This window comes from Streptoalloteichus hindustanus, assembly GCF_900129375.1.
Lineage (GTDB): Bacteria > Actinomycetota > Actinomycetes > Mycobacteriales > Pseudonocardiaceae > Streptoalloteichus > Streptoalloteichus hindustanus.
The window spans coordinates 741,255-756,135 of the sequence record NZ_FQVN01000001.1 but is presented as its reverse complement, the minus strand read 5'-3'; the positions used below and the strand labels follow the sequence as shown (position 1 = coordinate 756,135).

Sequence of the window (14,881 nt, the reverse complement as noted above, 5' to 3'; positions counted from 1 at the left end):
CGGAGGGGGCGGCAGGAGGCGGCGGCCGCGCTATCGGCGGGCGAGCGCGTCGGGAAGCCGGAACGTCCCGTCCGGCGATGGTGGGAAGTCGTGCACGGCCACGACAGCCGCGGTCGGGATCGGGCCGTAGACGTGCGGGAACCACGGTCCGGCCGGGTTCCCGGGGTCGCCCGGCTCCCACCGCAGTTCGACGCCGAGCCCGGCCGGGTCGATCTCCAGGAGCACGAGGTCGTCCCGGCCGCGGAACAGCGCGTTCGCCGGGAGGTGGACCGTGCCGGGGTCCGAGCAGTGCACGAAGCCGTCAACAGCGAACCCGGCGGGGACGTGCTCGCCCACTGCCCGCGCGGAGTCCCACTCGGCGCGGGCGCAGATGTGCAGGATCATCAGCGCAGCGTGATCTGCCGGCCCCGCAGGCCGTCCCTGGCCCGCCGCTCGGCCTCGTCGAGGGGCTCCTCGTCGACCGAGGCCAGCACGTCGGCCAGCCGCCGTCCCAGGGCCGTCGCCGGCTCCGACCACTCCCTCGGGTGCTGCTCGCGGTCCAGGTCCCACACCGGCACCAGCAGACCGTGCGCCCGGAACGAGCCCGCGTACCGGGTGTTCTCGCCCAGCCCCAGCTCGCCCCGCACGGACAGTCGGGCCAGCGCGGCCAGCAGCCGCTCCTCCGGCTCCGGGCGGACCCACCGGAGGTGCGCCTTGTCCCCCGCGTCCACCCAGTAGGCGGCGGTCACGCCCTCGGCGTCGACGCGCGCCGTCGGCATGATCGCCGCGTTGGCGCGCTCCAGCGACGCCGCCACCTCACCGGTGGGGGTCACGTCGGCGGGCAGCCACCACGAGAAGTCCTCGTGCAGGGTCACGTCCAGGCCGGCGGCGGGGTCCAGCAGGTCCTGCAGCCGCACCTGGTCGTCCGGTCCGGCCGGGCCGACCACCGGCAGCGCCTCGCCGGGCTCGGCGGTCATCGCCCAGCGGACGGCCCGCGCGACGTCCCTGCTGACGTCGCCGGAGCGGGTCTGCACCTGCAGGCCGACGAGGGCGGTGCCGTCCGCGCGCACCAGGCCGGCGGCGGCCATCGGCAGCACGGTGGCCAGGGTGATCTCCCGCTCGCCGGGCTCGGCCAGCGGCAGCGGCGTGGTGGCGGACGGGACGAACTCGCGCAGCGCGATCAGCTCGGTCTCGGCGGCCAGCCCCTCGAAGGGGCGGTTCACCATGGCGTCGACCGCGCCGCCCGGCGCGCCGTGGCAGGCCTTGTACCGCCTGCCGGAGCCGCAGGGGCAGGGTTGGCGCGGGTTGATCCCGTCGCTGGTCCTGGCCGCCCGCCTGACCGCCGTCCGCTTGGCCACCGCCGTCCTCCTCGCACCTCGGCTGGTCGACCGACGTGGTGAACCACCGTTCACCACGTCACCGCGCGACGGTAGCCGAAACCCGATCAGTGAGTGCGGACCGGGTGGCGGCGGGCGCGTTCGTGGCCAGGTAGCGGACGCCCAGTCGCTGGCACAACGCCACGTCGGCCGGATCGTCGACGGTCCAGCAGTAGGTCGCGTGCCCGCGCTCCGCCGCGCGGGCCACGTACCCGGGGTTCCGTCGGAGCAGGTGCACGCCCGGGCCGGTGATGTCGGCCCACGGGGGCAGCGACCCGTCCCCGCGTGCCGACGACAGGCGGGCCAGCAACAGCACCGTCGGCAGGTTCGGCGCGTGCTCCCGCACCCGGCGAACCGCCCGGGAGGAGAAGGACATGACCACCACGGGCGACTCCTCGCGGCTCGCCGGCCGGGCCAGCCCGTAGCGCGCGAGCATCGCGACGAGCTTGGCCTCGACCAGCCCCCCGTAGCGGGTCGGGTGCTTGGTCTCGACGAACAGCCGCACCGGGCTCGCCGCGTCGACCAGCAACGCGAGCAGCGCGTCGAGGGTGAGCAGCCCCCGGTGCGGGCGTTGGGCGGAGGGCACCGCGACCCGTTGCCGCACCAGGTCGTCGGCCGAGTCGGGCAGCTCGTCGTGCCAGTGCCCGTAGTCCCACTCGCTCAGCCGGGACAGCGGGAGCGCGCTGACCACGCCCCGCCCGTCGGAGGTGCGGTCGACGCGGCGGTCGTGCACGCACACCAGGTGGCCGTCCCGGGAGAGCCGGACGTCGCACTCCAGTCCGTCCGCGCCCTGTTCGAGCGCGAGCAGGTAGGCCGCCAACGTGTGTTCGGCGCGGTGCGCCGAGGCTCCGCGGTGCGCGACGACCTGAACGCCGCGGGGGACGGGCGGCACGGATCTCACGATGGGCCATCCGGTTGGGGTGGGCGTGGTGGGCGGGTGGCGTTCAACCGTTCGGGGGCCGGCTCGGGGTTATCGAGGCGCAACCCACCGACTGGGCCGTTCGAGTTACCGTGCGGCGGTGAGCCATGCGCCAGTGAGCGGAGTCAGCGCCGACCGGGTCCCCTTCGACCCTACCGATCCGGACTTCGTGGCCGACCCGTATCCGGTGTTCGCCCGGATGCGCGCGCGGGCCGAGGTGCACCAGCACGACGGGCTGGGGCTGGGCGTCGCGGTGTCCCACGCCGCGTGCTCGGCGGTGCTGCGCCACCGCTCGCTGGGCCGGATCTGGACCGACGCCCGACCGGTCGACCAGTTCGCCTCGTTCAACCTGCTGCACCGCAACTCGCTGCTGGAGAACGAGCCGCCCACCCACACCCGGCTGCGCCGGCTGGTGGCGGCGGCCTTCGGGCGCGGGCACGTCGAGCGGATGCGCCCGTGGGTGGAGCGGCTGGCCGACGACCTGGTGGCCGGCCTCGCGGACCGGATCGCCGCCGCCGGCTCGGCCGACCTGCTGGAGCACGTCGCGGCGCCGCTGCCGGTGCAGGTGATCGCCGAGCTGCTCGGGGTGCCGGACGCCGACCGCGGTCTGCTCCAGCCGTGGTCGAACGCGATCGTGAAGATGTACGAGTACGACCTGGACCCGCGGCGCAGGGCGGAGGCGGAGCTGGCGGCCACCGAGTTCGTGGCCTACCTGCGCGAGCTGGTCGCGTTGCGGCGGCGGCAGCCGGGTGAGGACCTGGTGAGCGACCTCGTCGCGGTGACCGACGCCGACGGCGCGAAGCTCACCGAGGACGAGCTGGTGGCCACCGCCGTGCTGCTGCTGATGGCCGGGCACGAGGCCACGGTCAACGTGATCGGCAACGGGACGCTGGCGCTGATGCGGCACCGGGACCAGTGGGAGCGGCTGGTCGCCGACCGGGGGCTGCTGGCGACCGCGGCCGAGGAGCTGATCCGGTACGACTCGCCGCTGCAGTTGTTCGAGCGCACCGCCACGGCGGACGTCGAGATCGCCGGGTTCCGCGTCCGCGAGGGAGACAAGATCGCCGCCCTGCTCGGCGCCGCCGCGCGGGACCCCGAGGTGTTCGAGGAACCGGACCGGTTCGACATCGGCCGGACCACCAACCCGCACCTCGGCTTCGGCGTCGGCATCCACTACTGCCTCGGCGCTCCGCTGGCCCGGATCGAGATCCAGGCGACGCTCAGCGCGCTGGTCCGGCGGCTGCCGCGGCTGTCGCTCGCGGCGGAGCCGGCGCGGCGGGCCGAGTTCGTCATCCGCGGACTGCACGACCTGCCGGTAACCAGCGGCTGAGCCGTTCGCTCGTGGCTTGCGGAGCGTTGTCGGAGAGGTGGCGCCGCGGCGGTTCTCGGGCTACCCGATTCACACCGCCGTGGGAGTTTTCGCGACTTCGCGTGAATGCGCGGCCACGATTTTCTGTAACGGCGGCGCTGGACGGTCCGTCAATCGTGTGTGCTGGTCTCTCCGGGCCAGTCTCGGCGCGTTCGGCACCGCCCTGATGTCAAGTGATTAATCCTCCTGCGGCTGGAGTTGTCCACAGTTTCGCAGGTCAGAGACCCAAGCGGGTGATTCCCTTCCGTCGCCCAGGTGAAATCCGTCCGGTTATCCACAGGCTCTCGCACTTTGTCCACAGGACGGAGCCCACGCATTTCGCGCCGTGTTTTTCCTCGATAGGCTTGTAGGGGGACGCCCCCCCGGGAGGGAGGGGGCTGTCCGGAGGAGTGGTGGCGGCGGGCGGCGCGACGACTCCGGGACAGGACCGCGACTCCGGGACAGGACCGCTCAGCGCCGGGACGACGGGTGCGGCGGGCGCAACGGCGGCTCCTCCGCGTCGACCACCCGCACGACCTGCTGCCGGGACAGACCGGTGGGGTTCGGGGGCACGAGCAGGTCGGTCACCATCCGGACGACGCGCACCGTGAACACCGCGGTGACCACTGCCGCCGCGTCGGTCAGGGCGTGCAGCAACACGGTGTCGGCCTGCGCCTGCAGGCTGCTCCGCAGGCCCCACAGCACAGTGGCCGCCGCCAGAGCTCCGTTGGCCGCCCACGCCACCCACCACCGGGTGAGCAGCGGCGACGGCCGGGGCCGGCGGCCAGGGGGCAGCCGCAGCGCCGTGTGCTCCACCTCGGTGAGCAACTGCCCGGCCTGCACCAGGTTGAGCCCGGGCGTCAGCAGGCCGACGAGCACCTGCCACGTCGGCCGCGCCGGACGCACGCCAGCCGCGGCCGAGGCCGCCTCACGCGCCCGGAGCAGCCACAACACCAGTGCCACCGCGGACAGCGCGCCGGTCAGCAGGGCCAGCACGCCGGCGAGCTGGGCGAGCACCTCGGCGGTGCGCACCACGCCCGCGGAGAGCATGCTCTCGCGGCTCATCACCAGCAGCACGTACCGCCACAGCTCGGCGAGCGCGCCGAGCCCGGCCCCACCCGCCGTCAGCCACACCAGCGGAACCGCCAGCCGCACGAGCGCGCGGACCCGCTCGACGGGGCCGACCGCGGCCGAGCCCCGGCCCGGGAGCGCCGTCGGCCGCCGCCACGCCAGGAGCGGGAAGCCCCACCGCGGCACGGCCGGGTAGGAGGGCGGGCCGGTGTAGGGCCGCCGGACCCGCGCCGGCTGTCGGGGGTGCAGCGGGGCCGGCGGAGTGGCGATCCACTCCACCTGCCACGGCTGTCCCGGTCGCACCCGGCCCGGCCTACAGGATGTGCGGCTCGGTGTCGGCGAGGTCGCCGACGACCGGCCGGCCCGTGGCGGCCCACGCCTTCATGCCGCCGGCCACGTTCACCGCGTCCCACCCGTTCTCGTTCAGGTAGGCGGTGACCCGCGCCGAGCGCCCGCCGGTGCGGCACACCACGAAGACGTCGGCGTCCTCGGGCAGCTCCCCGAGCCGCGCCATCAGCTCGCCCATCGGGATGTGCACCGCGTTCGGGGCGTGCCCCGCCCGCCACTCGTCGTCCTCGCGGACGTCGAGCAGCACCTGGCCCCCGGTGGGCTCCACCGGAACCTCGTCGACCGCCACTTCCGGCACCTGGATCGGCATCACACCCCCGATGCTGCCACGTCCGCCCGTAGCGGCGGCGTGAGCCTTCCTATCCCAGCCGGCGGGCCAGCCCCTCGGCGACCGCGGCGAGCTGGGCCTCGCCGAGCGGGAGCGTGGCCCGGCCGGGCCCGAACCGATCGACCGCGCCCGGGGTCCGGCGGTCGGGACGGACGTCCGGGCTGCCCCAGTTCTGCAGCGAGAGGGTGAACAACGTGCCGTCGGGCCGGTACACGGCGGCCTTCTGCACCAGCGACTGGAACGGCTCCGAGGGCACGACCTCGTACATCTGCAGGACCGTTCCGTCGGGGAGCACCTTGCGGTGGGGCGGCTGGCAGTTGCGGTAGCTGAACGCGTGCCGGTCGGCGGCGCGCTCCGGGCTCTCCTCCAGCCGCGACGCCTCGACGGCCAGGCTGCCCGTGCCCTTCTCGTCCGTCAGGTCGACCTCGAAGCGGAACGACGGTTGTTTGAGCGACCCGGGACTCTCCTTGCTGTCCCAGCGCGACGGTTCGGACACCCGGACCGGGCCGGCCGCCGCGCGCGTCGACGCCATGAACGCCCGCAGCTCGCGGTCGTCGACCGGCCGGGAGCCGACGAAGGGCCGGATCTCGTCGCGTTCGTCGCTCGAACACCACGCCCGGGTGACGAGTGGTCGGTCGGGCGGGGGCGGCGCCGTCCACCCGGGCGACCAGGTTCCGTACGGCGTTCGCGGCGGCAGGTCGACGCGGGGCCAAGCGAACGCGGGGACGGACGTCGTGCTGGCGGACCCTCCCGCGGGCGGCAGTGGCCGGGCGAGGTCGTCAGCTCCCCAGCCGATGGCCGCTGCGCCCAGCGCGCCCACGACCACCACGGCGCCGAGCGCGCTGCCGGCCCTGGACCACAGCAGCCTCCGCCGCCCCCTGGCCACCACCTCGGCCAGACCCGTGCGCACCCCTGGAGCCGGCCCGGAGGCGAGGTCCCGCAGCCGCGCCACCACCTCGCGGTCCTCGTCCCGCATCTCCATCACCCCACCGTTCGCCTGTCCTCGCCGCCGAGCGCGGCGTACGCCTCGCGCAACTGCGCCAGCCCGCGGGACGCCTGGCTCTTCACGGTTCCGACCGAGCAGCCCATCGCGTCCGCCACCTGCTCCAGGGAGAGGTCCTGCACGAACCGCAACACCACCACCGCGCGTTGGCGGTCGGGCAGCCGGCGCAGCGCCGCCAGCAGCGGTCCCCGGCTCTCCGCCGAGCGGAACAGTTCGGCGACGTTCGCGTCGGCCCGCTCCGGGAGCTCGGCGACCGCCCGTTCCCTGGCCCGCCTGCGTCGACGGGTGTTCAGGAACTCGTGGATGAGGACCTTGCGCACGTAGGCGTCGGCGCTGTCCTCGCGAATTCGCCGCCAGCGGGCGTAGACCTTGACGAAGGCGCTCTGCGCGAGTTCCTCCGCCTCTCCCCAGTCGCCGCACATCGCGTACGCGGTTCGACGAGCGCTGTCGAACCGAGCCGCGAAGTAGTCGCCGAACTCGGCGTCCCGTCCGGCCACCTCGGCCCTCCCCCAGCGCTGCACCGCGTACAGGCCCTCTACGCGCGAGCCGCCCGGGAGGTTGCATGAGGCAGATCACCCGCTCCGCGCGCGCGTGACGTGCGGGAACACAAAAAGTTGCGCGCGCACGCACTCATCCTTTCGGGTGGTTTTGGCCTGAGAAAAGGCGTGGGTGACACACGACTGTTGTTGGCGGGGTTGGTCGCCGGCGCGCTGGTGGCGTCCCTGGTGACCATCACGGTGTCGGGCACGGCGAGCGCGACCGGCACGCTGACGCTCGCGGGAAGCAACCTGGGCGCCTCGCTGGAGCCCGACCAGCCGACCCCCGCGCCGGGAGGCGGCGCGACCTCGAACGCGCCGAGCGCCGCGCCTCAGGCAGATCCCGCGCGGCCCGGGGACACTGATCATCCGGACACCAAGCAAGCGCCCGTGTCGGCCGACCAGGCCGTCAACGCGGCCAGGGCGGCCGCGCCCGGGACGACCCTGGGCATCGCCGTCTACGACCGGCACCAGGGAGCGTTCACCGCGCGGCACGGCGCCGACCGCAGGTTCACCTCGGCCTCGCTGGTGAAGCTGATGATCGCGCTGGAGGTGCTCCACCAGAAGCAGGCCGCGCTCGGCAGCGCGCAGGGCGACCAACTCCACCAGATGATCGCGCGCAGTGACGACGGGATCGCGAACACCCTGTGGTCGCAGTACGGCGGGGCGGAGATCGTGCGCCGGGTGGCGGCCCGGGTCGGGATGGCGAGCACCCGTCCGCCGAAGGACGCCAACCGCTGGGGCGACACGATCATCACGGCGAACGACATGGTGGTGCTCTACCGCTACGTGCTCGACAAGGCCCCGGCGCACCACCGGGACCTCCTGCTGCGCGCCCTGCGGGCGGCCCCGGCGCGCGCCGCGGACGGCTTCGACCAGCACTTCGGCATCCCCCGCGCCGCTGGCGCCCAGCCCTGGGGGATCAAGCAGGGTTGGGCGTGCTGCCTGCCGGACCGGGTGCTGCACACGAGTGGTGTGGTCGGCCAGGGTGACCGGTACATCGTGGTCGTGCTCAGCTCGCACTCGCCGACCAGGAACTACGCCCGGGCCAGGGCGGTGACGACCGAGGCCACCACGGCCCTGGCGCCCCTGCTGCGGCCGGCGGCTAGTGAGTGACCGCCTTCTCCGCGCCGGCGCCGGTCAGCGCGCGGACCTCCATCCGGCGTACCGGGCGGGGTCGGCCGGTTCCCTGGCCAGGACGGTGCCCAGGAAGCCGAACAGGAACGACAGCGGGATCGAGACGATGCCCGGGTTGGACAGCGGGAAGAAGTCGAAGTCCGCGCCGGGGAACATCGCCCTGGCGTTGCCGGACACGGCCGGTGAGAAGACGATCAGCAGCACGGTCACCGCCAGCCCGCCGTAGATGCTCCACAGCGCGCCGGAGGTGTTGAACCTGCGCCAGAACAGCGAGTACAGGATGGTCGGCAGGTTCGCCGAAGCGGCCACCGCGAACGCCAACGCCACCAGGAACGCGACGTTCTGGCCGTTGGCCACGATGCCGCCCAGGATCGAGACCAGGCCGATCACCACCGCCGTCACCCTGGCCACCCTGACCTCCTGGGCGCGGTCGTCGGCGGCGCCGTCCTTGATCACGTTGGCATAGATGTCGTGGGCGAACGACGCGGACGCGGTGATGGTCAGCCCGGCGACCACCGCCAGGATCGTGGCGAACGCGACCGCGGCGATGAGCCCGAGCAGCAACGGCCCGCCCAGCTCCGCGGCGAGCAGGGGCGCCGCCGAGTTGACGCCGCCGGGCGCGGCGCGGATCGCCTCCGGCCCGACCAGCGCGGCGGCTCCGTACCCGAGCACCAGCGTGAACAGGTAGAACAGCCCGATCAGCCAGATCGCCCACACCACCGAGCGGCGGGCCTCCCGCGCCGTGGGCACGGTGTAGAAGCGCATGAGGATGTGCGGCAGCCCGGCGGTGCCCAGCACCAGGGCCAGTGCCAGCGACAGGAAGTCCAGCCGGGTCAACCCGCTCAGCCCGTACTGTTTGCCGGGGTCGAGCAGGGCGGCGCCCTCCGGTCCCCCGCGCTCCACCGCCGCGCCGAGCAGCCCGGACAGGTTGAGGCCGAACCGGCCCAGCACCCAGACCGTCATCACGGCCGCGCCGGAGACCAGCAGCACCGCCTTGATGATCTGCACCCACGTGGTGCCGCGCATCCCGCCGACCAGCACGTACAGGATCATCAGCAGGCCGACGACCGCGATCACCACGGCCTGGCCGGTCCGGCTGGTCACCCCGAGCAGCAACGCGATCAGGCCGCCGGCCCCGGCCATCTGGGCGAGCAGGTAGAAGAACGACACCGCCAGCGTGGAGATGGCGGCGGCCATCCGGACGGGCTTCTGCCGCATCCGGAAGCTGAGCACGTCGGCCATCGTGTATCGGCCGGTGTTGCGCAACAGCTCCGCGACCAGCAGCAACGCCACGAGCCACGCCACCAGGAACCCGATCGAGTAGAGGAACCCGTCGTAGCCGTTGATCGCGATGGCGCCGGCGATGCCGAGGAACGAGGCGGCCGACAGGTAGTCGCCGGAGATGGCGATGCCGTTCTGCGGGCCGGTGAACGCGTGCCCCGCCGCGTAGTAGTCGGCGGCGGTCCTGGTGTTCCGGCTGGCCCGGAACACGATCACCATCGTGATGGCCACGAAGAGGGCGAAGATCCCGATGTTGAGCGCGGGGTTGCCGCCCGCCTGCGCCAACGTCATCGCGTCGCCCCTCCGTCGGTCGGGCGGGGCTGGGTCGGACCGGGCTGGGTCGGACCGGGCTGAGTCGAACCGGGCTGGGTCGAACCGGGTGGGGGTGCCGGCTCCCCGCCGGCCTCGACCCGCTCCCGGATCTCGGCGGCCAGCGGGTCCAGCCGACGGCCGGCGTGCCGCACGTAGAGCATGGTGATCGCGAACGTGGAGACGAACTGCAGCAGCCCGAGCACCAGGCCGACGTTGACGTTGCCCACCACCCTGGTGCTCATGAACTCGTGCGCGTAGTCGGCCAGCAGCACGTACAGCAGGTACCAGGCGAGGAACAGGGCCGTCATCGGGAAGACGAAGCGCCGCAGTCTTCGTCGCAGTTCGCGGAACTGCGCTCCGGACTGGACCGCCAGCCAGGTCCCGGCGTCGGACGGTTGCCCGCTGGGGCGTTCAGTCATGCTCACTCCGGCCTCCCAGAGCCGCGTGCCTCGTCAGGAAAGAGGTCTCGCGAGACCGTAAGGAGACGCAGCTCACCCCGTAAGCCTCCGATTGGGGGGCAATTGCCACCCGGGTCGGCCGAATCGGCGAACGGTCCGCCCAGCACGACGAACGGACCGTGGCGTGGGTTGGGCCGTTTGCCCGGCGCGGCCTCACCCGTTCAGCCCGGCCATCCACGCGCTGTCACCGGTGATCGGCCCCGTTCGGCGGTGTCCGTCGGCGCGCGACCGCGTACGGCCCGCGCGGCGGGGTCACCGCGCCCCTCGGCCCTCCGCGATCCTGGCCCGCTCCGCCACGTCGCCCCGCGGGACGTCGCGGTCCTGCCCGAAGCCCAGCCGGTCCGGGGCGTGCATCCGCAGCATCGTGCGGGAGACGTCCGGCGGCACCCGCCGCCGGGTGATCTTGCTGACCACCACCATGGTGAGGAACGCGGCGGGCACGGTGACCGCGGCGGGCTGGGTGAGCAACGGCCCCGCCCAGCCGCCGTCGGTGGCCGCCACCACGGTCGCCACGGTGGAGAACAACGCGAGCCCACCGCCCACCACCAGGCCGACCGCGGCGCCCGGGGCGGTCAGCCCCCGCCACCAGATCCCCAGCACGAGCAACGGGCAGAAGGTGGAGGCGGCGGTGGCGAAGGCCAGCCCCACGCTCTGCGAGACGTCCAGCGAGCCGGCGATCACGGTGGCGGTCAACGGCACCAGGCCGGCGATCACCGTGCCAACGCGGATGTCCCGCACCCGGCCCCGAAGCACGTCGGTCGACAACACCCCGGCCACGCTCATCACCAGCCCGGCCGAGGTGGACAGGAACGCGGCGAACGCGCCCGCGGTGGTGAGCGCGGCCAGCAGCCGGCCGAAGCAGTTGTCCAGCACCGCCGTCGGCAGCAACAGCACCGCCGCGTCGGTGGTGCCGGTGACCAGCAACTTCGGCACGTACAGCCGGGACAGCGCCCCGATGATCGTCGGGAACAGGTAGAACAGCCCGAGCAGCACCAGCACGAACAGGGTGGTCTGCCTGGCCTGCCGCCCGTCCGGGTTGGTGTAGAAGCGGACCAGCACGTGCGGCAGGCCCATCGTGCCCAGGAACGTCGCGAAGATCAGCGAGTAGGTGCGGAACAGCGGCCACTCGTCGCCGTAGAGCGGTCGGAGCCAGCTCGCGTTGTCGGGCGGCGACCCGATCACGACCGGCACCGGCGCGCCAGCGGGGAACCGGAGCTGGGTGCCGGCGGTCACCTCCTGGGTGCCCGGCCCCCAGTACACGGGACCGTTCGCGGCCTGCCGGTTGACCCTCCCCCTCGCCTCCAGCCGCACCGGCTCCGCGACGGTGAGCAGCACGCTCGTGCGCACCTCGACGGTGGTGTCGGTGGTGAAGACCGGCGGCAGCGGGTCGGTCAGGGCGGGCTGCGCCGGAGCGCGGTCGCCGAGGAAGGCGAGGCAGAGGAAGAAGGCCGGCAGCCCGATCGCGGTGAGTTTGATCCAGTACTGGACCGCCTGGACCAGCGTGACCGCCCGCATCCCCCCGAACAGGATGTTCACCACCACGAGCCCGGCCACCAGCAACGCGCCGGACCACGGCGGCAGGTGGGTGACCGTGCTCAGGGTGAGCCCCGCGCCCTGCAGCTGCGGGACGAGGTAGAGCCACCCGATCAACGCCACGAAGATCGTGGCCAGCCGCCGCAGGCCCACCGAGCCGAGGCGGGCCTCGGCGAAGTCGGGCAACGTGTAGGCGCCGGACCGGCGCAGCGGCGCGGCGACGAACAACAGCAACGCCAGGTAGCCGGCGGTGAAGCCGACCGGGTACCAGAGCGCGTCGGCGCCGTCGCGCATCACCAGCCCGGCCACCCCGAGGAACGACGCGGCCGACAGGTACTCGCCGGCGATCGCCGCGGCGTTGGTCCGCGCCGAGACGACCCGGCCGGCGACGAGGAAGTCGGACGTCGTGCGGGCCCGCCGCGCGCCCCACGCGCCGAGGCCGAAGGTGAGCACCGCGACCGCGGCGATCCCGGTCAACGCCCAGACGTCCAGCCCCATCGCAGGCTCTCAGTTGTCGAGCATGGTGACGAAGTCCCGTTCGTTGCGCTCCGCGAGCCGGTTGTGCACGTGGCCGACGCCGACGAGCACCGGGTAGGCCAGGACGCCGAGGATCAGCCACGGCAACGGGACCCCGAGCACCGCGCGGTTGGAGACCTCCGGCGCGAACAGGAAGAACGCCGGTAATCCGGCCAACAGCACCACGGTCAGGCCGGCCAGCCGCAGCGCCATCCTGAGCTGGGACCGGACCAGCTCCCTGACCAGCTTCTCGCCCACCGTCGCCTGCTCCTCGACCGGGGCGGGGGGGCGGACCACGCGGAGCGGGGCGCGGTCGGCGAGCACGACCCGGACGCGCCGACGGCGTTTCGCCGCCGCCGTCCACTGGTCGGCCCGCTCGGGCGGGATCGGGCCCGAGGCGTCGTGCCGGCTCATCTCGATCCCCAGTTGTTCTTGGGCGCCCTGACCAGGCGGTCCTTGAGGTCCCTGGTGTGGCGGCGGCTGACCGGCAGCGTCTTGGCGCCCTCGCCGCGCCCGATCACCACCTGGTAGCCGGACGAGCCCATCTGCAGCTCGCTGATCAACGGCAGGGCCACCAGGTAGGAGCGGTGGATGCGGACGAACCCCGCGTCGGCCCACCGCTCCTCCAGCTGCGCCAGCGGGATGCGCACGAGGTGGCTGCCCTCGGTGGTCCACAGCCGGGCGTAGTCGCCCTGCGCCTCCACCCACTGCACGGTGGAGCGCGGCACGAGCTTGGTCGTCCCGGCCAGCTCGACCGGGATGACCTCCTCGTCCCGGTTCTCCTCGGCGGTGGGGGACTGCGCGCCGCGCACCTTCTGGATCAGCCGGAGAACGCGTTCCACCCGGTCGGCCCTGGGCGGCTTGAGGATGTAGTCGAGGGCGCCCAGTTCGTACGCCCGCGCGGCCTGCTCCGGGTAGCCGGTCACGAACACCAGCGCGGGCGGCTCCCGGAACGCCTCCAGCACCTGGCCGAGCTCCATCCCGGAGAGGCCGGGCATCGAGATGTCGGCGAACACGGCGTCCACCGGGCAGGCCACGCTGCGCACCGGGGGCCGGACCGAGTCGGAGCCACCGCGGATCATCCGCAGCGCCTCGGCCGCGTCGAACGCGGTGAGCACCCGCTTCACCCTCGGGTTGTTCCCGAGCAGGTAGGTGATCTCCTCCAGGTTGCGGGGCTCGTCGTCCACGGCCAGGACGACGAGGCCGTCGGCGCCCGGATGCGCACTCGTGCTCGTGTGGGTACTCACTGCGACGCCCTATCCTGCCGATCCGCCTGGCTGGCTGTCCACGGTGACGTGACCGCCCGTCGGAGTGACGGTGTGGAGCGTTCCGCGCCGCCCTCCGCCGGAGCAGGTGATCCACTATGGCCTGCGCCCCCACCCGCCCGGCATGCGGGGCACCGCCTAGTTGATCACGCACTCATTCGGAGCAACGAGCGGGAGCCGCGCCGGTCACGCGTCCATTCGGCAGCACCCACCGAAAGAGCGGCGCACCCACCGCCGACGAGCCCGGGCCAGGCGCGGCGGCGGGTCGCCGGCCACCCCGAACGGGGAGCGGAAGGCAACCTTGAGTCCACTGTGGACTAAGGCGCGGACCTCTCGCACGTGCGGCACGACCCCGCGCAGGTGAGAGAACGTCGTGTTCGCCGAGACGGGCAGTGACCAACGCGAGCCCGGAGACGCGCCGGAGACGGGGAAGTGGGCACTGGCAGGCGTGGCCGCGGGCCGCCCCACCCTCCCGGCAGGGCGGCCGCACCAGGCGCTACAGCCCGAACCGGGACCAGACGGCGCGGTGCTCCAGCGCCTCGACCGCGCCGAGCATCCCGTCGGCGGGAGTCGCGCCGAACCGGGCGGCGGCGCCGCCCAGGCCCAGCCTCGCCAGCAACGGCTTGCGCGGCTCGGCGACCGCGACGGTGGCGTCCGGCCACCGCTCGCCCACCACCCCGCGCAGGGTGCCGAGCCCGTCCACCAGCCCGAGCTCGACCGCCTTCGCCCCGGTCCACACCTCGCCGGAGAAGAGCTCGGCCTCCTCGCCGCGCAACCGGCCCGCGCGCCGCTCCCGCACCCAGTCGGCGAACTGCGCGTGCAGCTCGGTCTGCATGGCCTTCAGCCACGCGACGTCCTCGGCCTTCTCCGGCTGGAACGGGTCGAGGCGTGCCTTGTGCTCCCCTGCGCTGTGCAACCGCCGTTCGACGCCGAACCGCTCCAGCAGCCCGGCGAGGCCGAACCCGGCGCTGATCACCCCGATCGAGCCGACCAGCGAGGTCGCGTGCGCGTAGATCTCGTCCGCCGCGCAGGCCAGCCAGTAGCCGCCGGACGCGGCCACGTCCTCGCAGAACGCCAGCACCGGGACGTTCTTCTTCGCCGCCAGCCCGCGCACGCGGTCGGCGATCAACGCGGACTGGGTGGGGGCGCCGCCGGGCGAGTTGACCTCCAACGCGACCGCCGCCAGCCGCTCGTGACCGAAGGCCCTGGTCAGCGCGGTCTCCAGCGCGTGGGTGTTGATCGTGGCCCTGGCCACGGGGGACGGCGTCGGGGTGATCACGCCGTGCAGGCGGACCACCGCCACCACCGGGCGTTCCGCCCGCTCGCCGAGTCGTCCAGGCAACCGTGAGGCCAACCGCTCCGCGACGTTCATGTGCCCACATTACGGACCTGCCGGCGAGGCGCACCGACGTCGGGGGCACACAGCCAGGCGCGGCGGACGAGGCGTGCGCCGTCCGCCGCCCCGGGTCCG

The 14,881-nt window shown here is 73.5% G+C and carries 14 protein-coding genes and 1 pseudogene; 2 read left to right on the top strand and 13 right to left on the bottom strand.

Annotation, left to right across the window (positions count from 1 at the left end):
• Positions 1–30: 30 nt before the first annotated feature.
• Genes BUE43_RS03580 through BUE43_RS03570 form a run of 3 tightly spaced genes read right to left on the bottom strand, consistent with a single transcriptional unit; the run spans position 31 to position 2,247 of the window.
• Entirely contained in the window at positions 31–384 is a 354-nt protein-coding gene (locus BUE43_RS03580) for a DUF952 domain-containing protein (RefSeq protein WP_073479828.1), read from the bottom strand.
• Entirely contained in the window at positions 384–1,337 is a 954-nt protein-coding gene (locus BUE43_RS03575) for a DUF5926 family protein (protein ID WP_073479827.1), read from the bottom strand. Before BUE43_RS03575 ends, BUE43_RS03580 begins: the two co-directional genes overlap by 1 nt.
• A 58-nt stretch (positions 1,338–1,395) precedes the next feature.
• Complete coding sequence (locus tag BUE43_RS03570; RefSeq protein WP_073479826.1) at positions 1,396–2,247, bottom strand: glycerophosphodiester phosphodiesterase family protein; 852 nt, start codon at positions 2,245–2,247, stop codon at positions 1,396–1,398.
• A gap of 226 nt (positions 2,248–2,473) precedes the next feature.
• Here BUE43_RS03570 and BUE43_RS03565 point away from each other — a divergent pair, with 226 nt between their 5' ends.
• The gene (locus BUE43_RS03565; protein ID WP_073480248.1) at positions 2,474–3,604 is read left to right on the top strand and encodes a cytochrome P450; all 1,131 of its coding nucleotides are present in this window, start codon (positions 2,474–2,476) and stop codon (positions 3,602–3,604) included.
• Between the two features lie 489 nt (positions 3,605–4,093).
• Here the strand turns inward: BUE43_RS03565 and BUE43_RS03560 are convergent, their stop codons facing one another.
• Genes BUE43_RS03560 through BUE43_RS03545 form a run of 4 tightly spaced genes read right to left on the bottom strand, consistent with a single transcriptional unit; the run spans position 4,094 to position 6,869 of the window.
• Positions 4,094–4,996 carry a DUF4328 domain-containing protein gene (locus BUE43_RS03560; RefSeq protein ID WP_234995509.1) on the bottom strand — a complete coding sequence of 301 codons (903 nt, stop codon included), beginning with the start codon at positions 4,994–4,996 and terminating at the stop codon, positions 4,094–4,096.
• A gap of 10 nt (positions 4,997–5,006) precedes the next feature.
• Positions 5,007–5,351: a rhodanese-like domain-containing protein gene (locus BUE43_RS03555; protein WP_073479824.1), complete on the bottom strand. Its 345-nt coding sequence runs from the start codon at positions 5,349–5,351 to the stop codon at positions 5,007–5,009.
• A gap of 49 nt (positions 5,352–5,400) precedes the next feature.
• Entirely contained in the window at positions 5,401–6,345 is a 945-nt protein-coding gene (locus BUE43_RS03550; protein ID WP_234995508.1) for a hypothetical protein, read from the bottom strand.
• A 5-nt stretch (positions 6,346–6,350) separates the two neighbouring features.
• Positions 6,351–6,869: a SigE family RNA polymerase sigma factor gene (locus BUE43_RS03545; RefSeq protein WP_073479822.1), complete on the bottom strand. Its 519-nt coding sequence runs from the start codon at positions 6,867–6,869 to the stop codon at positions 6,351–6,353.
• A gap of 168 nt (positions 6,870–7,037) precedes the next feature.
• Between BUE43_RS03545 and BUE43_RS03540 the strand changes: the two genes are divergently transcribed.
• The gene (locus BUE43_RS03540; RefSeq protein WP_143173923.1) at positions 7,038–8,024 is read left to right on the top strand and encodes a serine hydrolase; all 987 of its coding nucleotides are present in this window, start codon (positions 7,038–7,040) and stop codon (positions 8,022–8,024) included.
• Here the strand turns inward: BUE43_RS03540 and BUE43_RS03535 are convergent.
• The 6 genes and pseudogenes from BUE43_RS03535 to BUE43_RS03510 form a co-directional block, all read right to left on the bottom strand.
• Positions 8,014–9,617: pseudogene (locus BUE43_RS03535) on the bottom strand (solute symporter family protein). The gene BUE43_RS03540 and the pseudogene BUE43_RS03535 overlap by 11 nt on opposite strands.
• A complete protein-coding gene (locus BUE43_RS03530; protein ID WP_083959263.1) occupies positions 9,614–10,063 on the bottom strand; it encodes a DUF485 domain-containing protein in 450 nt (149 codons plus the stop codon). Before BUE43_RS03530 ends, BUE43_RS03535 begins: the two are co-directional and overlap by 4 nt.
• 285 nt (positions 10,064–10,348) lie before the next feature.
• The gene (locus tag BUE43_RS03525) at positions 10,349–12,127 is read right to left on the bottom strand and encodes a sodium/solute symporter (protein WP_073479821.1); all 1,779 of its coding nucleotides are present in this window, start codon (positions 12,125–12,127) and stop codon (positions 10,349–10,351) included.
• Between the two features lie 9 nt (positions 12,128–12,136).
• A complete protein-coding gene (locus BUE43_RS03520) occupies positions 12,137–12,559 on the bottom strand; it encodes a DUF485 domain-containing protein (protein WP_200797347.1) in 423 nt (140 codons plus the stop codon).
• On the bottom strand, positions 12,556–13,392 hold the full coding sequence (locus BUE43_RS03515; protein WP_073479820.1) for a LytR/AlgR family response regulator transcription factor: 837 nt from the start codon (positions 13,390–13,392) through the stop codon (positions 12,556–12,558). The genes BUE43_RS03520 and BUE43_RS03515 overlap by 4 nt, the downstream gene beginning before the upstream one ends.
• A gap of 514 nt (positions 13,393–13,906) precedes the next feature.
• Positions 13,907–14,782, bottom strand: coding sequence for a S49 family peptidase (locus BUE43_RS03510; RefSeq protein ID WP_073479819.1), 876 nt, complete (start codon positions 14,780–14,782; stop codon positions 13,907–13,909).
• Between the last annotated feature and the right edge of the window lie 99 nt (positions 14,783–14,881).